Genomic DNA, 19,265 nt, shown 5'->3' on the forward strand with positions numbered 1-19,265 from the left:
TGCTATGCAGTCGCCCGTTTAAGCACATTGAATTGCTGATATGGCACTCCCCATATTTGTGTCAAAGCGGCAGCATTTTGTAGAAAATGGCACAAAACTTACCGCTTGTAAGGGCTAAAGGGTGAGCGGTAATTGCCAGTTGATTTCACTAAGCCCTTGTGAACGAAGATAGTCGTTGGCTTTGGAAAAGTGGCGGCAACCGAAAAAACCTCGATGAGCAGAGAGCGGTGATGGATGGGGGGCTGTGAGGACACAGTGGCGGTTACGGTCGATAAATTGCCCTTTTTTCTGGGCGTGGCTTCCCCATAGTAAGAACACCAGTTTTTCCCGATGTTGATTGAGTTGGTGAATAACCTTGTCGGTAAAGGTTTCCCAGCCGATATTTGCGTGGGAATGTGCTTTGCCCTGTTCAACGGTTAATACGGTATTGAGCATTAGCACGCCTTGTTTTGCCCAGTCGATCAAATAGCCGTGTTGCGGTATCTGAAAATTCACATCTTGGGCTAACTCTTTATACATATTGAGCAGTGAGGGTGGCGGAGCGATACCGGGTTTAACCGAGAAAGATAAGCCGTGGGCTTGGTTAGGACCGTGGTAGGGATCTTGCCCGAGTATGACGACTTTCACCTGTTCAAATTCAGTCAGCGCAAAGGCACTAAACACTTCATTTTGCGGTGGGTAAACGGTTTTACCAACGCACCGTTCATTATGCACATAATGGAGAATATGTTGGAAATAAGGTTGGGCTTTTTCATCGCCGATGGCTTCTGTCCACGTTTTCATCGTCTTACCTGTTAATAGATTGTTGAGGGTTGAAATAGGGTTGTTAAAATTCGTTTGTTTTTTACTCGTTTACGTAATTTTTCCAAAAAATGCTCAAAAATCTCTCGCATTTTATCCGTTTCAGGTTAGAATACTCAAATATTTTTGAAAATTTCAACTTTTTTAATATTTAACCCTACTAGGAGCTTAAAATGATCAAAGGCGTACAAATCACCGAGTCTGCAAACAAAAACTTGTTAAATTCTTTCTGGTTGTTAGATGAAGAAAAAAACGAAGCCCGTTGCTTAGCGGCAAAAGGTGATTTCCAAGAAGACCAAATTATCGCAATCAGCGAGTTAGGTCAAATCGCTTATCGTGAAGTACCGGTAAATGTTGCGCCGACGATTAAGGTTGAAGGCGGTCAGCACTTAAACGTGAATGTATTACGCCGTGAAACCTTAGAAGATGCGGTGAGAAATCCGGAAAAATACCCGCAATTAACGATTCGTGTATCAGGTTATGCGGTACGTTTTAACTCTTTAACACCGGAACAACAGCGTGATGTTATCACCCGTACTTTCACTGAAAGCCTATAATTTCAGTGCCTGCGTTTAGCAGGATAATGGTTAAAGTTGAACGACCGTTTGCATTGCAAGCGGTCGTTTTACGATGGTTTTTTGCAAAACCTGCTTAATGAAAAAGATCCCGCTGTCTGCGTGTGCGTTTAAACTGGCTAAGCGTAATCAGCACAAATATCACCAAATAAACGGCAAAAATAGCAATCAGCCACTGCGGCATTGAAAGCCCCCAAAATTGCCAACTGATTTTGCCGCAATCACCGGTCGCTTCAAACAGATAGGGAAACCATTTATGCAACGGTAGCGTATCGGGAAAATCGACAAAAGGCGAGCATTGATTCCAAGGGGCAGGGTGAAGTTGGTAATTCGTATGTTTGAGGGCAAGCAGCAGCCCTTTGATTGCACCGTATAGCCCTAATGCCAAGGCTGCCCAGCGTACTAAGGTGATTTTTGGGGCGAGTACGCCCAGTATGCCGGCGGCTAGAATAGCGAAGAGTGCCAGCCGTTCGTAAATGCACATTACGCAAGGCTTAAGCCCCATTCCGTGCTGAAAATATAAGGCGGTAGCTTCTAACGCACAGCAACTTATGGTGAGCAGAAACCACGCCTTGCGGCTTAATGAGAGATCTTTAAAATAAGCAAACATACGAATCCTTGAATTAGCGAGTGATTAACCAACCCCATTCTGTCATTAAGATGGTCAGACCCGGCAACAGCACTTTTAATGCGAAGAAGCCGACCAGCGACAGTACAAAGGTGTATGGTAATGCCATATAGACCATTCGTCCATAGGATAAACGAATTAAAGGTGCGATCGCAGAGGTCAGCAGGAATAAGAAAGCGGCTTGCCCGTTTGGTGTGGCAACAGACGGCAAGTTAGTACCGGTATTGATTGCTACCGCGACTAAATCGAATTGCTCACGCCCGATAACACCTGCTTCAAGGGCGGCTTTTGCTTCATTGATATAGACTGTGCCGACAAACACGTTATCGGAGATCATTGAGAGTAAACCGTTAAAGATATAGAACAGTGCCAGTTGCGAGCTTTCTTGGGCGGAAAGCACATATTGAATAATCGGGTCAAATAATTTGAGATCGACAATGACGGCAACGATTGAGAAAAAGACGACCAATAAAGCAGTGAACGGCAGAGATTCTTGGAAGGCTTTTCCGAGGGAATGTTCATCGGTTACACCGCAGAAAGCGGTTACGAAAATAATGACGGACAGCCCGATTAAGCCGACATCGGCAAGGTGTAAGGCTAAACCGATCACCAACCACACGCCCGCAATGCCTTGAAAGACCAGCTTTAACCGATCCTGTTTGGTCATCTCTTGCTCTTTACGTTGATTGTATTGCGCTAATACCACCCAAACTTTGCGTGGCAAGCGGTCGCCGTAGCCGAAAAGTTTGTATTTTTCCAAAAAATAGCAGGTTAATGCGCCGCTGATTAACACCAGCACGCTGATTGGTGCAACACGCAGGAAAAATTCCCCGAAGCCCCAGCCGGATTGGTTGGCAATGATTAAATTTTGCGGCTCGCCGACCATTGTCATTACCCCTCCTAAGGCACTGCCTACGCCGGCGTGCATCAACAGGCTGCGCAGAAAGCCTCGAAACTGTTCAAGAATTTGTTTATTATTGATGAGTTGGTCATCGTGGCAGGATTCATCCCCTTCTTCTTCAAATCCGCCGCCGGAGGCGACTTTGTGATACACTTTATAGAAGCCCATTCCGACACTGATAATCACAGCAATCACAGTGAGTGCATCAAGGAAAGCAGAGAGAAAGGCGGCACTGAGGCAAAAGGCGAGGGAGAGGATTTTTTTCGAGTGAATGGCGACTAAGAGTTTTGTAAAGATATAAAGTAGCAAGCGTTTCATAAAGTAGATGCCTGCCACCATAAACATCAATAATAGAACAACTTCAAAATTTGCCATTATTTCGTGCTTGATGTGATCGGCTTTGGTCATACCGATAATAATAGCCTCAATTGCCAGCAAGCCGCCGGGCTGTAACGGATAGCATTTGAGTGCCATTGCTAAGGTAAAAATGAACTCCGCAACCAACGCCCAGCCGGCAATAAACGGGCTAATAAAAAAGTAGAGTAACGGGTTAATGATGAGAAAGGCAAGAATACTGATTTTGTACCACTCCGGTGCTTTCCCCAGAAAATTTTTAAAGATTGCATCAAGGTTATTCATAGTTTTATTCAATTTAAGTATAGATTTTGTTGATTGTAATCTTTTTTAGATTAAACGATAATAGCGAAGCGAGTAGATAATTTTATTTTTGATAACTAGGTCACATTTTTTACCTCTATAATGGAGTATTTTTTCACCATTACCCCATCGGAAACGAATCAATGGATACATCTGAGCTACTAAAAGCACAAAGTCCGGCTGCATTGGCAGAGGAATATATTGTTAAAAGCATTTGGAATCATCATTTTCCGGCAGGATCGGACTTACCGGCAGAACGTGAATTAGCCGATATTATCGGTGTAACACGCACGACCTTGCGTGAAGTGTTGCAGCGTTTGGCTCGTGATGGTTGGCTGAATATCCAACACGGCAAACCTACGAGGGTAAATAACGTGTGGGAAACTGCCGGTCCGAATATTATCGGCACTTTGATTAAGCTCGATCGTTCAATTACACCGATGATTATCTCCAATGTGGTATCCCTGCGTACCCGAATGGGAGAATATTATATTCCCGAAGCTATCCGGCTTAACCCTGAAGCAGCCTATGAGGCATTTCAGGATTTAGACGATTTGGTGGACGATGCCTGCTCGTTTGCCCGTTTCGATTATAAGCTCTATCACCAATTTACCTTTATTGCAGATAAGCCCGTTTACGGCTTAATTTTAAACAGCTTCCAAGAACTGTATCACAAAGTGGCGGAGCTGGTATTTAATAGCACAGAGTTTCGCCAAACCACCTTAGCGTTCTACCGCCATTTAAAACAGGCTTGTCGTGTGAAAGACAGCCGAAAGGCGAGCGATTATATTGCAATGCACCGCCAAGCAAGCACGGTATTATGGGCGGATGTGCTTAAACAACTACCGGAAAATTTTGGCGAGTAAATCACCGAATACGGTTTTCTAGATCCCACTGTTAATAGTAGTGGGATTTTCTTTTTTATTGTTCCTCTCTCCTTGTTACCAACCAAAATAACGGAATAAAACCTTGCCCAGTCAGTGCTTAATGTATAAAATTCCATTCGTGTGGGAAAAAGTGGGTATTTGTGGGAACTTTTTCAGTGTCTATCAATCAGTAAAAAACTGAAAGTCGAAAGGGCAAGGTTATGTTTCGGGGAGCCAGTGCGATCAGCTTAGACAGCAAAGGGCGTTTTGCGATCCCGACCCGTTATCGTGCCGGCTTGTTAGAACAGCATCAAGGGAGCTTGGTGTGTACGGTGGATATCCGCCAGCCTTGCTTACTGCTTTACCCTCTGCACGAATGGGAAGTTGTCGAACAAAAACTGTTGGCACTTTCTAATTTTGACCCGATGCAACGCCGTATTCAGCGGGTAATGCAAGGCTTTGCGACCGAATGTGAAATGGACAATGCCGGACGCATCTTGCTTAGCCCGACATTACGCCAGCACGCTCAACTTGAACACAGTATTATGTTTGTCGGGCAGCTCAATAAATTTGAAATTTGGCAAGAAAAACAATGGCAAATACAGATTGCCGAAGATCTTGCTTTGGGCAGTTCGGCGGAAATGCTCGACTGCGATGCACTAAAAAATCTCTCGTTATAATTGGAACATCAAATGAATCACACTTCAGCGCAGCATATTACCGTCTTATTGCACGAGGCCGTTGCAGGCTTGGCGATCAAGCCGGAGGGGATTTATATTGATGGCACATTTGGGCGAGGTGGTCATTCCCGTTTGATTTTAAGCCAATTATCACCACAAGGGCGTTTGATTGCGATTGACCGTGATCCCCGTGCGATTGCCGAAGCAAAAACCATTCAAGATCCTCGTTTTCGCATTATCCACAGTGCATTTTCGGCATTGCCGGACATTTGCCAGTCCCTTGATTTAGTCGGCAAAATAGACGGTGTTTTGCTCGATCTGGGCGTCTCTTCCCCTCAAATTGACGAAGCCGAGCGGGGGTTTAGCTTTATGCGGGACGGGCCGTTGGATATGCGAATGGATACCACCAAAGGCTTATCGGCAATGGAGTGGCTGGCGCAAGTGTCGGTCGAGGATCTGGCTTGGGTGTTAAAAACATTTGGTGAAGAGCGGTTTGCAAAACGCATTGCGCAAGCGGTCGTTTCCTATAATCAATCTGCAAATGAAAAAATTTCACGCACTTTGCAATTAGCCGAGATTATTGCGGCAGCCGTGCCGTTTAAAGATAAGCATAAGCATCCTGCGACCCGTTCGTTCCAAGCGATCCGCATTTTTATCAACAGTGAATTGGACGAATTGGAAAAGGCTTTGCAGTCGGCATTATCCGTATTAGCACCGCAAGGGCGTTTGTCGATCATCAGTTTCCATTCCCTTGAAGACAGAATGGTTAAGCAGTTTATGCGCAAGCACAGCAAAGGTGAGGCAGTACCGAAAGGGTTGCCGATTTTAGAGAGTGAATTAACCAAAAATATTCCGTTGAAAACGATCGGCAAAGCGGTGATGCCGAGCGAGGCAGAAATTGCGGCAAACCCCCGCTCACGCAGTGCGGTGTTACGGATTGCGGAGAAATGCTAATGGCACAAACACGTTATCCGCTGCGCCAAGTGATTTTGGACGATTTGACCAGCCACAACAAAGTGGCACTGTTTTTACTGTTAGGGGTCATTGCCAGTGCCGTGGCAACCATTTGGATCACCCACCAAACTCGGTTATTGACCGCAGAGCAAGGGAAATTGGTGCAGACTAATCAAAAGCTGGAACATCAATATGTGCATTTGCAGTTAGAGGAAAATTCCAGAAGCCAAAAATCCCGTGTAGAAGCGGTGGCGGAAAAATTTGGTTTACAGCCGATTAAGAAAGAGCAAGAAGTAATTTTAGTAGAATGAGTAAATCCGTTAAGTTTAACAAGCCTAAAGCGCCAAAACAGCCTGAATCGGCAGCAACGCTCAAAAATGAGCCGAGTTTTTTGCCGATTCGGTTTGTCGTTGTTGCGTTATTGATTCTCGCAATGGCGTTGGCGTTGGCGGCACAAAGTGTCTATTTACAGGTAACGGATGCCGAGCGGTTAATTAAAGAAGCGAATAACCGCTCTTTGCGTACTCAAACCCTCAATTTTACACGAGGCAAAATTTTGGATCGCCACGGGCGTGTCCTTTCTATCAGCGTACCGATGTACTCGATTACGCTCGATCCAAAGGAATATTTCGACAGCAAATTAAAACGCAGCAAAGCACAGTGGCGTAATTTGGCAATGGAAATGAATGTGTCTGCTGGCAAAATTGAGTCGAAAGTTGAAAATTTTATTAAGCAAAAAGCGGTAAAAGGCAGTAAAAAATACGATCCCCGTGCAATTTTTAATATTCAAAGCGATGATTATTGGCAGTTACTTGCCCGTGCGACCGAGTTGGATTATCACACATTGATCGAAAAAGTGCGCAATAATCCGCAGTCGGCTTTTGTGCGTATTGAAAATGAAACGATCCGCCTTGAGCGTGAAAAAATGCAAGAGCTGGCTAAGAGTGTCAATCAAAAATATAAATCCTTGATGGATAAACTCTACCAGGCTTCCGAACAGCGTTTTATTTACATTTCCCGCCACGAACCTGAAACCATCGCTGACTATGCGAAAGCCTTAAATATCGGCGGTTTGGTGCTGAAAATGGAGTTCCGCCGTTTCTATCCTATGGCGGAAGAAGTTTCCCAACTGATAGGCTTTACCGATGTGGACGACAAACAAGGTACGGAAGGGCTGGAACGCAGTTTTGACGGCTTGTTGATCGGCAAAAACGGCAAACAGGTTATCCGTAAAGATGCCCGTGGCAATATGATTGAGCAGGTACGCAATGAACAGCAGTACGACCCGCAAGATGTGGTGTTAAGTATTGACGAAGAATTGCAATCAATGGTGTATCGAGAGATTAAAAAAGCGGTGCTGGAAAATAAGGCGGAATCCGGTTCGGCGGTATTGGTGGATATTCAAACGGGGGAAATTTTAGCAATGGCGAATGCGCCCTCGTTTAACCCGAATAACCGTAGCGAATTTAAGTCCGAATTGGCGCGCAACCGTGTGATTACCGATACCTTTGAACCCGGTTCGACGGTGAAACCGCTGGTGGTCTTAACCGCATTGCAAAACAAAGTAACCTACCTTTCCGAAGTGATTAACACCCGACCTTTCGTGGTAAACGGGCATACTATCCGTGATGTTGCGCCAAGGGAAAGCCTGACGCTGACCGGTATTTTGCAAAAATCCAGTAACGTGGGCGTGAGCCGATTAGCGTTAAGAATGCCTTCTACGGCATTGGTGGACACCTACTCAAAAGTCGGTTTTGGCAAAGATACGGGTTTAGGGCTCGGCGAGCAAAAAGGCTCGAACGGCGATCGCAAACGTTGGGCGGATATTGAACGTGCCACCCTTTCTTATGGCTACGGTTTGAGCGTTACCCCGCTCCAATTAGTGCGGGCCTATGCCACTCTCGGCAGTTTCGGCATTTATCGCCCGTTATCGATCACTAAAGTCGATCCACCGGTGATTGGCGAGCGGGTACTGCCGGAAAAAATTACCCGTGAAGTTGTGCATATGATGGAGAGTGTCGCCCAAAAAGGCGAGGGCGGACAGCGGGCTGCGGTGGACGGTTTCCGTGTCGCTGTCAAAACCGGTACGGCCCGTAAGCTCGAAAAGGGCAAATATGTGGAAAAATATATTGCTTACACGGCGGGTATTGCGCCGGCGTCCGATCCGCGTTTTGCCTTAGTGGTCTTGATTAACGAGCCGAAAGCGGGTGCTTACTACGGCGGTGCGATCTCCGCCCCATTATTTTCAAGCATTATGGGCTACACGCTGAAAGCCCGTAATCTCAAGCCGGATAATGTCAGCGAAGCGGAGAGAAATGCCATCCGCCAACTTAAACCGAACCATTTTCAAGAGGAACAGCAATGAAACGCTTACTGCCTTTCTTTCCCAAATTGTCTGATTGGACAAGCCTTTCCCCTTTACGCCAAATGACCCTCGACAGCCGCCAAGTGCAATCGGGGGATTTATTTGTGGCACTCAAGGGGCATCAATTAGACGGTCGCCAATTTATTCCGGCTGCACTGGCACAAGGGGTGGGATTGATTTTAGCGGAAGCCGATGAAGCACAACAGGCGGTCAGTTTAGACGAAAAATTTGCAAATTCGGCGGAAAATCCAACCGCTTGCGTGTTGAATGTGCCGAACTTGGCGCAGCGTTTATCCGAGATTGCCGGTGCATTTTACGCTGACCCCTCACAAAAATTGACCTTAGTCGGCATTACCGGCACCAATGGCAAAACCACTACGGCGCAACTGCTTGCCCAGTGGCAAAATTTACTTGGCGGGAAAGCCGCAGTAATGGGGACGATCGGCAACGGGCTTTTCGGGCAGGTGAAAGAAGCGGTTAATACCACCGGATCGGCGGTGGAAATTCAACACAACTTAGCGGATTTTGTGGCTCAAGGCGCTGATTTTTGTGCAATGGAAGTGTCATCACACGGCTTAGCCCAATACCGTGCCGAAGCTTTAGCTTTTGATTTGGCAGTATTCACCAATTTAAGCCGCGATCACTTAGATTATCATCACACAATGGCGGAATATGCGCAGGCAAAATACCGTTTATTTGGTGAATTGGCAAGCAAGCAACAGGTAATTAATGCTGATGACGAGATTGGGCGTGAATGGCTGCCTGCCTTGCCGCAGGCGGTGGCAGTGAGCATTGAAAAAGATCGCTCACTAAATCAAGCTCGCTGGTTACAAGCGAAACACATTGCTTATACATTACAAGGGGCGAGGATTGAGTTTGAATCTAGCTGGGGCGGTGGCACGATTGAGAGCCGTCTAATCGGCGCATTCAATGTGAGCAATCTCTTAACTGCATTGGCAGGGCTGCTGGCGTTGGGCTATGATTTGCAAAAATTAGTCGAAACCGCACCGCTTTTAACGGGTGTAAGCGGGCGAATGGAAGCGGTAACGGTAACGGGCGGGAACAGCGAAGCGCCGATGGTGATTGTCGATTACGCTCATACGCCGGATGCTCTCGAAAAAGCCTTAGACGCGGCACGTTTGCATTGCGAGGGCGAGCTTTGGTGCGTGTTTGGTTGCGGCGGTGATCGAGATAGCGGTAAGCGTCCGCTAATGGCGTCTATCGCCGAACAGTGGGCGGATAAGGTGATTGTTACGGATGATAATCCCCGCACCGAAGATCCGGATGTGATTTTTGCCGATATTATGAAAGGCTTTAAGAAACCGAAAATAGTGCAGACAATGCACATTCGCCAATATGCAATTGAACAAGCCATTGCTCAAGCTGAACCGAAAGATGTCGTATTGATTGCCGGCAAAGGGCACGAGGACTACCAAATTCTCGGCACGAAAAAATACCCGTTTTCTGATCAACAATGGGCGAGAGAGTATTTGAGCGGGCAATAAGTTTTTTTAAATCTCCCCTAGCCTCTCTTTGCTAAAGAGGGGAACTGGTTAGGTATCGTTTGAATATTTGTTTTCCGATGAGCCGTGGGTGAGAACGCATTTGAGCGGGCGATAAGGATTTTTCAAATCTCCCCTAACCCCTCTTTGCTAAAGAGAGGGATTGGTTAGGCGGTGTTTGAAATCTGTTTTCCGATTTGGAGTGGGTGAGAACGCATTTGAGCGGGTAATAAGGATTTTTCAAATCTCCCCTAGCCCCTCTTTGCTAAAGAGGGGGATTGGTTAGGCGGCGTTTGAAATCTGTTTTTCGATGAGCAGTGAGTGAGAGCCGCATTTGAGCGGGCGATAAGGATTTTTCAAATCTCCCCTAGCCCCTCTTTGCTAAAGAGGGGGACTGATTAAGTGGGATTTGAATATCAAAGTGCTTTAATGATATGGAATAGGAAAAATGGAGATTATATTCACTGAATGTATTGTTCGCCTCGATAGAATTCCCCTCTTTAGTAAAGAGGGGTTAGGGGAGATTTGGAAAGATAGCTAAACGGTACGATAGGCTTAAAACTGAAGTAGTGAATAATGATAACACCCACATTAAACCAGATTGCCGAGATCCTAAACAGCATATTGATTGGCAATGATGAGATCAGCATTGAAAATATCAACACCAATGTGAAATAGAGATAATATTCGTGAAATGTGCTGTTCGCCTCGATCGGATTCCCCTCTTTAGCAAAGAGGGGTTAGGGGAGATTTGGAAAGATAAGTAATGATACGATAGGCTTAAAACTAAAGTAGTAAAAATAATGATAACACTCACAGTAAACCAGATTGCCGAGATCCTAAACGGTAGATTGCTCGGCAATGGCGAAGTCAGTATTGAAAACATCAGCACCGATACCCGACAAGCGGTTAAATCGGGGCTATTTTTTGCATTAAAGGGCGAGAAATTTGACGCTCACGATTATTTAGCTAATGCGGTGGCGCAAGGCTGTGTGGCAGTCGTGGTGGAGCGAGAAATGGCGGTGAACGTGCCACAAATTATCGTTACCGACAGCCGTTTAGCATTAGGGCAGTTGGCAAAATGGCTGAAAGCCAAGCTCAATCCGAAAACGGTGGCGATGACCGGTTCGTCCGGAAAAACGACTGTTAAAGAGATGGCCGCAAAAATTTTGCAACAACTGACCGCTTGTGAAGACGAGGTGCTTTACACTTTCGGTAATTTAAACAATGACTTAGGTGTGCCATTAACCTTACTTCGTCTTACCAAGAAACATCAATTTGCGGTGGTGGAACTGGGGGCGAACCATATCGGTGAAATTGCTTACACCAGCGAGATGACCCAACCCGATGCCTGTTTGGTGAATAATGTTGCCGCCGCCCATTTGGAAGGTTTTGGCTCGCTTGCCGGTGTGGCGCAGGCGAAGGGGGAGATTTATCAGGGGTTGAAGCCGAGTGGTACGGCGATTGTCAATCGGGATTATGACTATCCGCAGTGGCAAGCGGCGATTGGTACACGAAAAAGACAATCTTTTTCCGCACAGGATAGTACGGCAGATTTCTGGGCGAGCGATATCCGCCTCAACCTTAACGGCTCGCAATTTACCTTGCATAGTCCGCAAGGGCAGACTGAAATTAACCTGCCGTATTTGGGCGAGCATAATATCAGTAATGCGTTGGCGGCAGCGGCGTTGGCAATGGCGGTCGGCGCGGATTTAACCGCTGTGAAAGGCGGGCTTGAGCAGCGTTCTATGGTGAAAGGACGATTGTTCCCGATTGAGATTGCGCCAAACCTGTTGCTGATTGACGACAGCTACAATGCAAATGTCGATTCAATGAAATCGGCGGTCAGCGTGCTGAAACAGTATCCGGCTTTCCGCATTTTTGCGGTGGGCGATATGGCGGAACTGGGGGCGGAAAGTGCCACACGTCATCAAGAGGTGGCGGATTTTGTTGCCCAAGCCGAGCTGGATTTGGTGGTGAGTTTCGGCGAGCAAAGCTGTGTAATCAGCCAAAATGACGCTCATCATTTTACGGATAAAACCAAAATGGCGGATTTTCTCTTATCGGTTATTTTGCAAAAAAAATCGGAAAATCAACCGCTTGTATTATTAGCAAAAGGCTCTCGCAGCCAAAAAATGGAAGAGCTGATCGGCTCAATTTGTCGTGCGTTTAATGTTACTTTTTAAGGATTAACCAATGTTAGTTTGGCTTGCTGAATATCTTGTTCAATACCATACGGCGTTTAATGTGGTGTCGTATATTACATTTCGCTCCATTATGGCGTTATTAACGGCGTTGATTATCGGGCTGCTAATCGGGCCGACAGTGATTCGCCGTTTGCAGATCTTAAAATTCGGACAGGAAGTGCGCCACGACGGGCCGGAGAGCCACTATAAAAAGCGTGGCACACCGACAATGGGCGGCGTGATGATTTTATTCGCTATCGGCATCAGTACATTACTGTGGGCGGATCTGCGTAACCCTTATGTTTGGTTCGTATTATTTGTATTGGGCGGCTACGGTGTGATTGGCTTTGTGGACGATTACTGGAAAATCGCCCGCAAAAATACGGACGGTTTAATCGCCCGTTGGAAATATTTTTGGTTATCGGTGGTCGCACTTATTTCGGCGTTCGGTCTATATGCGATTGGTAAGGATAGCGCCGCTACTCAACTGGTTGTGCCGTTTTTTAAAGAAGTGATGCCGCAACTGGGGCTGCTTTATATTGTGCTGACCTATTTTGTGATTGTCGGCACGAGTAATGCGGTGAACCTCACGGACGGCTTGGACGGCTTAGCGATTGTGCCGGTGGTAATGGTCGCTGCGGCTTTTGCGCTGATTGCGTGGGCAACGGGGAACTATAATTTCGCCCAATATTTACACATACCTTATATTAAATACAGCGGTGAATTGGTAATTATCTGTACGGCGATTGTCGGCGCAGGGCTGGGCTTTTTATGGTTTAACACTTATCCGGCACAAGTGTTTATGGGCGATGTCGGCTCGCTCTCTCTCGGCGGTGCATTGGGCATTATTGCAGTGTTAGTCCGCCAAGAATTATTACTGGTGATTATGGGCGGCGTATTTGTGGTCGAAGCCTTATCGGTGATTTTGCAGGTCGGTTCATACAAATTACGCAAAAAACGTATTTTCCGTATGGCGCCGATTCACCACCATTTTGAACTTAAAGGCTGGCCGGAACCTCGTGTTATCGTGCGTTTTTGGATTATCACCTTAATGTTGGTGTTAATCGGCTTGGTAACGTTGAAGTTGAGATAATACCGAGATGAATTTAGAGAGCAGGGCAAAGGGCTGTTTGGTTGGGTTAGCCTGCGGTGATGCGGTTGGCACAACCGTTGAGTTTTGCCCGAGGGAGAGGATTATTCACCCATTGACGGAGATGATCGGCGGCGGAAAGTTTAAACTTGAGAGAGGGCAATGGACTGATGATACCTCAATGGCGTTATGTTTAGCCGAAAGCCTTTTAGACTGTAACGGCTTTGATCCGAAAGATCAAATGCAACGATATTGGCATTGGGCGAGTTCAGGGCATAATTCAAGTACGGGTAAAGCCTTTGGAATAGGCAAACATACGATCCAATCGCTATTTGAATTTCAGCGTACTCAAGTGGCGTATAGCCAAAATATCGACCCGAAATATTCAGGCAATGGATCATTAATGCGGTTAGCGCCAATTCCGCTCTTTTATTTTCATCAGCCCGAACATTTAGCAGAGTATGCTCGTTTAAGTTCAAAAACCACGCACGCCTCCGAAGAATGTTTACAAGCCTGTGAATATTTCGCCCAACTGTTATTCAATGCGTTGAGCGGTAGAGATAAAAGCGATTTATTTGATTTTGAGCAGACGAAGTTTGATCGTTTATCTGTGATTACGTCAGAACAATTTAAGGAAAAATCGGCAGATGACATCATTGGATCAGGCTTTGTGATTGAATCGTTAGAGGCGGCATTATGGGCATTTTGGCACACAGATAATTTTAAAGAGGCGATTTTAAAAGCGGCGAATTTGGGTGATGATGCCGATACAACCGCAGCAATTTGCGGACAAATTGCCGGTGCTTACTACGGGATAGAAACCATCCCGGAAAATTGGCTTAATTGGCTGTATCGTAGAAAGGATATCGAGAAAATTGCCTTGCAACTCGTCCGCAAACCTAATTAAACAAGCGGTCAGTTTTCAGAAAATATTTGCAACGGGCAACTAAAAACGGATATATCGATGTAATTGTAAGGACGCTAAGCGTTCGTCATAAAATCAAGAGAATAACAATGGAAAATCAATATCAAGGCAAAACGATTACGGTCATTGGTTTAGGCAAAACGGGCTTGTCCTGTATGGAATTTCTACGCAAAAAACAGGCAAGCGTGCGAGTGATTGATACCCGTGCCAATCCTACGGGCGCAGAGCAGCTACCTGCTGATGTGCCGCTACATACCGGTGGGTTGAACGTCCAATGGCTGTGCGCCAGCGATTTAATCGTGATTAGCCCCGGTTTGTCGGTGAAAACGCCCGAAATTCAGCAGGCGATACAAGCCGGCGTGGAAGTAGTCGGCGATATTGAACTGTTCTGCCGTGAAGCGAACGCGCCGATTATTGCGATTACCGGCTCGAACGGGAAAAGCACGGTAACAACCCTCACCACCGAAATGGCAAAGCAAGCCGGCATCAGCGTAGGAATGGGCGGCAATATCGGCGTGCCGGTATTGAGCCTACTTGAGCAGGATTATCAGCTCTACGTTTTGGAGCTATCTAGTTTTCAGCTTGAAACCACCTATTCGCTCAATGCCGTTGCGGCAACGGTATTAAATGTCAGCGAGGATCATATGGATCGTTATGACAGCCTTGAAGATTACCGCCAAGCGAAGTTGCGTATCTATCACAATGCACAAAACGTGATTATCAACGGTGAAGATCCGCAAACGCAGCCCGATCAAGCGGTCAGTTCATCATTTTCTTTTGCAGAAAATGCGGCGGATTATACCGCTTGCAACGGCTGGCTTTATGCAGACGGCGAGCCGGTAATTGAGATCGCCAAATTGAAAATAAGCGGTCGCCATAACGTAATGAATGCGTTGGTGGCAATGGCATTGGCGGATAAGGCAGGCATAAATCGCACGGGGATTGTGAATGCTTTGCAGGGCTATACGGGGCTAGATCACCGTTTTCAACTTGTGCCGACCACAGACGGCGTACGCTGGATCAACGATTCCAAAGCCACCAATGTGGGCAGTACCGTTGCGGCATTAAACGGTTTACAAGTGGAGGGCGTGCTTTACCTGTTGCTCGGCGGCGACGGCAAGGGGGCGGATTTTTCAGAATTAACGCCTTATCTTAACCAACCGCATATCCGTTGTTACTGCTTCGGTCGGGACGGCGCAGCGTTGGCGGCATTAACCGAAAACAGTGTGTTAGTGGAAACAATGGCACAGGCGGTGGCACAGATCCGCCCTCAACTGAAAGCGGGTGATATGGTGTTGCTTTCGCCGGCGTGTGCTAGCTTGGATCAATTCCCGAATTTTGAAGTGCGAGGGCAGCAATTTGCCCAATTAGCACAAGGGGTGAACTGATGCTGGCAAGGCTCAAGCAGGAATGGCAGAAATGGGGGCAACTCACCCTGCCTAATGCGTTATATGATCGTAGCTTGATTTGGCTATTCCTTATTTTGCTGGTAATCGGCTTTGTAATGGTTACGTCCGCTGCTATTCCGGTCAGTACAAGGCTATACAATGACCCTTTTTATTTTGCCGTGCGTGATGGGGTTTATGTGTTGGCGGCGTTGTGTGCCTGTGCTTTTATTGTGCAAATTCCCAGTGAGCGTTGGGAACGCTATAACGGCTGGCTGTTCGGTGGTGCATTGATATTACTACTGGCAACGTTAATTTTGGGCAAAAATGTGAACGGCGCAACCCGTTGGATTCCGATAGGGCCAATTAACTTTCAGCCTGCCGAGTTAGCCAAATTAGCGATGATCTGCTATTTTTCCAGCTTTTATGTGCGGAAGTTTGATGAAATGCGAACAAAGAATCTCAGCTTTATGCGCCCAATGGTGATCCTGATCTTCTTTAGCGTATTATTGCTACTGCAACCGGATTTGGGCAGTACGGCAGTGCTGTTTGTATTAACCTTTGCAATGCTATTTATTATGGGGGCAAAGGTCTTGCAATTTTTATTGCTCGGTGCGGCAGGTGCGGTAGCCTTTATCTTTTTGGTATTAACTTCGGAATATCGGTTAAAACGGGTTACTTCATTTTTAGATCCCTTTGCCGATGCGTATGGGGACGGTTTTCAGTTGTCAAATTCGCAAATGGCATTTGGACAGGGCGAGTTTTGGGGACGGGGTTTGGGCAATTCCGTTCAAAAATTAGAGTATTTGCCGGAAGCGCATACGGACTTCGTGATGGCAGTGGTTGGCGAGGAATTTGGTTTATTTGGCATCTGCGTCATTATTGCCTTACTTTGTGCATTAACTTTCCGAGCCTTAAAAATCAGCCGTGAAGCCTTATTATTGGAAGCCCGCTTTAAAGGCTTTTTTGCCTTTGGTATCGGCATTTGGATTTTTGTGCAGGGCTTTGTCAATTTAGGGGTGGCATCGGGATTGCTGCCGACCAAAGGGCTGACCTTTCCCTTAGTCAGTTACGGCGGATCAAGTTTAGTGATTATGGCGGCAGCGATCGGCGTATTGTTACGCATTGACCACGAAAACCGCCTAGAGCGGATAGGACACGCTCATTTAAATAATGATGAATAGGAAAAAGCAATGGTAAAAAAATTATTAGTGATGGCGGGCGGCACGGGCGGACACGTTTTTCCGGCGATTGCGGTGGCACGGGAATTGCAGCGGCAAGGTTGGGAGATCCGCTGGCTCGGCACAAAAGATAGAATGGAAGCGGAGCTTGTGCCGAAGCACGGTATTCCGATTGAATTTATCCAAATTTCCGGGATTAAAGGCAAAGGCATTAAGGCGCTTTTAAGTGCACCTTTTGCGATTTTCAGAGCGGTATTGCAAGCCCGTAAAATTATCAAAGCGTATCAGCCCGATGCGGTTCTCGGTATGGGCGGCTATGTGTCCGGCCCCGGCGGTATTGCGGCAAAATTATGCGGTGTGCCGGTGGTACTGCACGAGCAAAATGCGGTGGCGGGTTTAACGAACGTGTGGCTCTCAAAAATTGCCCGTAAAACCCTGCAAGCCTTTCCAAGCGCTTTTCCGCAAGCAGAAGTGGTGGGCAATCCGGTGAGGCAGGATCTTTTTCAACTTGCAGCCCCGGAAGTTCGCTTCGCCGAGCGAGGTTATCCGATTAATATTTTGGTAATGGGCGGCAGCCAAGGGGCATTGGTAATGAATAACACCGTGCCAAAAGTAGCGAAAATGCTAGGCGATAAAGTGTTTATCAGTCATCAGGCCGGCAAAGGTAAATTGGGCGATGTGGAAGCCATCTACCAAGAGAGTGGCAACGGCACGGCGAGTGAATTTATTGATGATATGCAAGCGGCTTATGAATGGGCGGATTTGGTCATCTGTCGTTCGGGGGCTTTGACGGTTAGCGAAATTGCTGCCGCTGGTTTACCGGCAATTTTTGTGCCGTTTCAACATAAAGATCGCCAACAATTTTTAAACGCTGAATATTTGGCGAATGTGGGGGCAGCGATCATTATTGAGCAGGCGGATTTCACTCCTGAAAATCTATACCGCCAATTACAGCCACTGCTTGCTGATCGGCAAACATTAACCGAAATGGCGGTAAAAGCCCGCCGACAAGCCGCCCCGTTAGCCGCCAAGCGGGTGGCGGAAGTGATTATGGACGTGGCGAATTAACTGATATTAGGAAGATAAAATGAAAAATTTCCAAGATAAGATTAAAAAACTGGTGCCTGAAATGCGCCGTGTCAGCCAAATCCATTTTGTCGGGATCGGCGGTGCAGGAATGAGCGGTATTGCCGAAGTATTATTAAACGAAGGGTATCAGATCAGCGGATCGGATATTGCCGATGGCGTGGTAACGCAACGGTTAGCCAAAGCCGGTGCAAAAATCTGTTTCGGGCATCACGCAGACAATATCAATGGGGCGAGTGTGGTGGTGATTTCCAGTGCGATTACCGAAGATAACCCTGAAGTCGTCGCAGCGAAAGAAGCACGCATTCCGGTAATTCAACGGGCGCAAATGTTAGCGGAAATTATGCGTTTCCGCCACGGAATTGCGGTGGCGGGGACGCACGGAAAAACCACCACAACCGCAATGATTTCAATGATTTATACCGAAGCGAAGCTCGACCCGACTTTCGTCAATGGCGGCTTGGTTAAATCGGCGGGTAAAAATGCACATTTAGGCGCAAGCCGTTATCTAATTGCCGAAGCGGACGAAAGCGATGCCTCGTTCTTGCATTTACAGCCGATGGTGTCGGTGGTAACCAATATCGAACCGGATCATATGGATACCTACGACGGTGATTTTGAGCAGATGAAAAATACCTACGTTCGCTTTTTACGCAATTTGCCGTTTTACGGCTTGGCGGTAATGTGTGCCGATGATGCGGTGGTAATGGAAATCGCCCCGAAAGTCGGTCGCCAAGTGATGACTTACGGTTTTAGCGAACAGGCGGATTACCGTATTGAAGATTACCAACAGACCGGCTTTCAAGGGCATTACACCGTTGTTTGTCCGAACGGCGAGCGGATTGATGTGCTGTTAAATGTGCCGGGCAAGCATAATGCGCTAAATGCTACAGCGGCATTGGCTGTTGCCAAAGAGGAGGGGATCAGCAATGAGGCGATTTTAGCTGCATTGGCGGATTTCCAAGGGGCCGGTAGACGCTTTGATCAGCTCGGTTCGTTTATCCGCCCGAACGGTAAAATAATGTTAGTGGACGATTACGGACATCACCCGACAGAAGTTGATGTAACGATCAAAGCGGCACGTCAAGGTTGGGAAAATAAACGGGTGGTAATGGTATTCCAACCGCACCGCTATTCCCGCACCCGTGATTTATTTGATGATTTTGTGCAGGTACTCTCGCAGGTGGACGCTTTAGTGATGCTCGATGTGTATGCGGCGGGCGAAGCGCCGATTGTGGGGGCGGACAGTAAAGCGTTGTGCCGCTCGATCCGCAATCTTGGCAAGGTTGATCCGATTTTAGTTTCGGATACCAGCCAGCTTGGCGAAGTCCTCGATCAAATTTTACAAGACGGCGATTTGATTTTGGCACAAGGGGCGGGCAATGTCAGCAAACTGGCTCGTAGCTTGGCAGACGAGTGGAAAGGCTAGGCAAGCGGTCGGATTGAGGCGAATATTTGCAATATGAGTGGACAAATCCATAGT

17 protein-coding genes are annotated in these 19,265 nt (G+C 46.9%); 14 read left to right on the forward strand and 3 right to left on the reverse strand.

Annotation, left to right across the window (positions count from 1 at the left end; all coding sequences use genetic code 11):
• Positions 1-114: 114 nt before the first annotated feature.
• Positions 115-783 carry a uracil-DNA glycosylase gene (gene ung, locus E4T80_RS01510; protein ID WP_135054301.1) on the reverse strand — a complete coding sequence of 223 codons (669 nt, stop codon included), beginning with the start codon at positions 781-783 and terminating at the stop codon, positions 115-117.
• A 191-nt stretch (positions 784-974) separates the two neighbouring features.
• On the opposite strand from ung, the gene grcA reads away from it, so the two are divergent.
• The gene (gene grcA / locus E4T80_RS01515; RefSeq protein ID WP_135054303.1) at positions 975-1,358 is read left to right on the forward strand and encodes an autonomous glycyl radical cofactor GrcA; all 384 of its coding nucleotides are present in this window, start codon (positions 975-977) and stop codon (positions 1,356-1,358) included.
• Between the two features lie 94 nt (positions 1,359-1,452).
• On the opposite strand, the gene dsbB is transcribed toward grcA, so the two are convergent.
• The gene (dsbB, locus tag E4T80_RS01520; RefSeq protein ID WP_135054305.1) at positions 1,453-1,986 is read right to left on the reverse strand and encodes a disulfide bond formation protein DsbB; all 534 of its coding nucleotides are present in this window, start codon (positions 1,984-1,986) and stop codon (positions 1,453-1,455) included.
• A gap of 13 nt (positions 1,987-1,999) precedes the next feature.
• Complete coding sequence (gene nhaB / locus E4T80_RS01525; protein ID WP_135054307.1) at positions 2,000-3,544, reverse strand: sodium/proton antiporter NhaB; 1,545 nt, start codon at positions 3,542-3,544, stop codon at positions 2,000-2,002.
• 161 nt (positions 3,545-3,705) lie between these two features.
• On the opposite strand from nhaB, the gene fadR reads away from it, so the two are divergent.
• The 13 genes from fadR (at position 3,706) to murC (ending at position 19,211) form a co-directional block, all read left to right on the forward strand.
• Positions 3,706-4,428 (forward strand): fatty acid metabolism transcriptional regulator FadR, encoded by a 723-nt coding sequence (gene fadR, locus E4T80_RS01530; RefSeq protein WP_135054309.1) that lies wholly within the window; start codon positions 3,706-3,708, stop codon positions 4,426-4,428.
• A 221-nt stretch (positions 4,429-4,649) separates the two neighbouring features.
• A complete protein-coding gene (gene mraZ, locus E4T80_RS01535) occupies positions 4,650-5,108 on the forward strand; it encodes a division/cell wall cluster transcriptional repressor MraZ (protein ID WP_047976261.1) in 459 nt (152 codons plus the stop codon).
• Between the two features lie 12 nt (positions 5,109-5,120).
• Complete coding sequence (gene rsmH / locus E4T80_RS01540) at positions 5,121-6,062, forward strand: 16S rRNA (cytosine(1402)-N(4))-methyltransferase RsmH (protein WP_135054311.1); 942 nt, start codon at positions 5,121-5,123, stop codon at positions 6,060-6,062.
• A complete protein-coding gene (gene ftsL / locus E4T80_RS01545) occupies positions 6,062-6,373 on the forward strand; it encodes a cell division protein FtsL (protein WP_047976263.1) in 312 nt (103 codons plus the stop codon). The genes rsmH and ftsL overlap by 1 nt, the downstream gene beginning before the upstream one ends.
• Complete coding sequence (locus tag E4T80_RS01550) at positions 6,370-8,427, forward strand: penicillin-binding transpeptidase domain-containing protein (RefSeq protein ID WP_135054313.1); 2,058 nt, start codon at positions 6,370-6,372, stop codon at positions 8,425-8,427. Before ftsL ends, E4T80_RS01550 begins: the two co-directional genes overlap by 4 nt.
• Positions 8,424-9,932: a UDP-N-acetylmuramoyl-L-alanyl-D-glutamate--2,6-diaminopimelate ligase gene (gene murE / locus E4T80_RS01555; protein WP_135054315.1), complete on the forward strand. Its 1,509-nt coding sequence runs from the start codon at positions 8,424-8,426 to the stop codon at positions 9,930-9,932. Before E4T80_RS01550 ends, murE begins: the two co-directional genes overlap by 4 nt.
• A gap of 800 nt (positions 9,933-10,732) precedes the next feature.
• The gene (gene murF, locus E4T80_RS01560; RefSeq protein WP_135054317.1) at positions 10,733-12,115 is read left to right on the forward strand and encodes a UDP-N-acetylmuramoyl-tripeptide--D-alanyl-D-alanine ligase; all 1,383 of its coding nucleotides are present in this window, start codon (positions 10,733-10,735) and stop codon (positions 12,113-12,115) included.
• Positions 12,116-12,125: 10 nt separating this feature from the next.
• Positions 12,126-13,208, forward strand: a complete 1,083-nt coding sequence (gene mraY, locus E4T80_RS01565; protein WP_135054319.1) for a phospho-N-acetylmuramoyl-pentapeptide-transferase — start codon at positions 12,126-12,128, stop codon at positions 13,206-13,208.
• Between the two features lie 7 nt (positions 13,209-13,215).
• On the forward strand, positions 13,216-14,112 hold the full coding sequence (locus E4T80_RS01570; protein ID WP_135054321.1) for an ADP-ribosylglycohydrolase family protein: 897 nt from the start codon (positions 13,216-13,218) through the stop codon (positions 14,110-14,112).
• Positions 14,113-14,219: 107 nt separating this feature from the next.
• Positions 14,220-15,518, forward strand: coding sequence for a UDP-N-acetylmuramoyl-L-alanine--D-glutamate ligase (gene murD, locus E4T80_RS01575; protein WP_135054323.1), 1,299 nt, complete (start codon positions 14,220-14,222; stop codon positions 15,516-15,518).
• Positions 15,518-16,699: a putative lipid II flippase FtsW gene (ftsW, locus tag E4T80_RS01580; protein ID WP_135054325.1), complete on the forward strand. Its 1,182-nt coding sequence runs from the start codon at positions 15,518-15,520 to the stop codon at positions 16,697-16,699. Before murD ends, ftsW begins: the two co-directional genes overlap by 1 nt.
• Positions 16,700-16,708: 9 nt before the next feature.
• Positions 16,709-17,764, forward strand: a complete 1,056-nt coding sequence (gene murG / locus E4T80_RS01585) for an undecaprenyldiphospho-muramoylpentapeptide beta-N-acetylglucosaminyltransferase (protein ID WP_135054327.1) — start codon at positions 16,709-16,711, stop codon at positions 17,762-17,764.
• Between the two features lie 19 nt (positions 17,765-17,783).
• A complete protein-coding gene (gene murC, locus E4T80_RS01590) occupies positions 17,784-19,211 on the forward strand; it encodes a UDP-N-acetylmuramate--L-alanine ligase (protein ID WP_135054329.1) in 1,428 nt (475 codons plus the stop codon).
• Positions 19,212-19,265: the final 54 nt, after the last annotated feature.

Origin of the sequence: Muribacter muris, assembly GCF_004569585.1 — a bacterium.
In the GTDB taxonomy this organism is placed as follows: Bacteria; Pseudomonadota; Gammaproteobacteria; order Enterobacterales; family Pasteurellaceae; genus Muribacter; species Muribacter muris.

Coding starts and splice junctions, on each gene's coding strand:
- ung (WP_135054301.1), bottom strand. CDS start 783: ATGAAAACGTGGACAGAAGCCATCGGCGATGAAAAAGCCCAACCTTAT.
- grcA (WP_135054303.1), top strand. CDS start 975: ATGATCAAAGGCGTACAAATCACCGAGTCTGCAAACAAAAACTTGTTA.
- dsbB (WP_135054305.1), bottom strand. CDS start 1,986: ATGTTTGCTTATTTTAAAGATCTCTCATTAAGCCGCAAGGCGTGGTTT.
- nhaB (WP_135054307.1), bottom strand. CDS start 3,544: ATGAATAACCTTGATGCAATCTTTAAAAATTTTCTGGGGAAAGCACCG.
- fadR (WP_135054309.1), top strand. CDS start 3,706: ATGGATACATCTGAGCTACTAAAAGCACAAAGTCCGGCTGCATTGGCA.
- mraZ (WP_047976261.1), top strand. CDS start 4,650: ATGTTTCGGGGAGCCAGTGCGATCAGCTTAGACAGCAAAGGGCGTTTT.
- rsmH (WP_135054311.1), top strand. CDS start 5,121: ATGAATCACACTTCAGCGCAGCATATTACCGTCTTATTGCACGAGGCC.
- ftsL (WP_047976263.1), top strand. CDS start 6,062: ATGGCACAAACACGTTATCCGCTGCGCCAAGTGATTTTGGACGATTTG.
- E4T80_RS01550 (WP_135054313.1), top strand. CDS start 6,370: ATGAGTAAATCCGTTAAGTTTAACAAGCCTAAAGCGCCAAAACAGCCT.
- murE (WP_135054315.1), top strand. CDS start 8,424: ATGAAACGCTTACTGCCTTTCTTTCCCAAATTGTCTGATTGGACAAGC.
- murF (WP_135054317.1), top strand. CDS start 10,733: ATGATAACACTCACAGTAAACCAGATTGCCGAGATCCTAAACGGTAGA.
- mraY (WP_135054319.1), top strand. CDS start 12,126: ATGTTAGTTTGGCTTGCTGAATATCTTGTTCAATACCATACGGCGTTT.
- E4T80_RS01570 (WP_135054321.1), top strand. CDS start 13,216: ATGAATTTAGAGAGCAGGGCAAAGGGCTGTTTGGTTGGGTTAGCCTGC.
- murD (WP_135054323.1), top strand. CDS start 14,220: ATGGAAAATCAATATCAAGGCAAAACGATTACGGTCATTGGTTTAGGC.
- ftsW (WP_135054325.1), top strand. CDS start 15,518: ATGCTGGCAAGGCTCAAGCAGGAATGGCAGAAATGGGGGCAACTCACC.
- murG (WP_135054327.1), top strand. CDS start 16,709: ATGGTAAAAAAATTATTAGTGATGGCGGGCGGCACGGGCGGACACGTT.
- murC (WP_135054329.1), top strand. CDS start 17,784: ATGAAAAATTTCCAAGATAAGATTAAAAAACTGGTGCCTGAAATGCGC.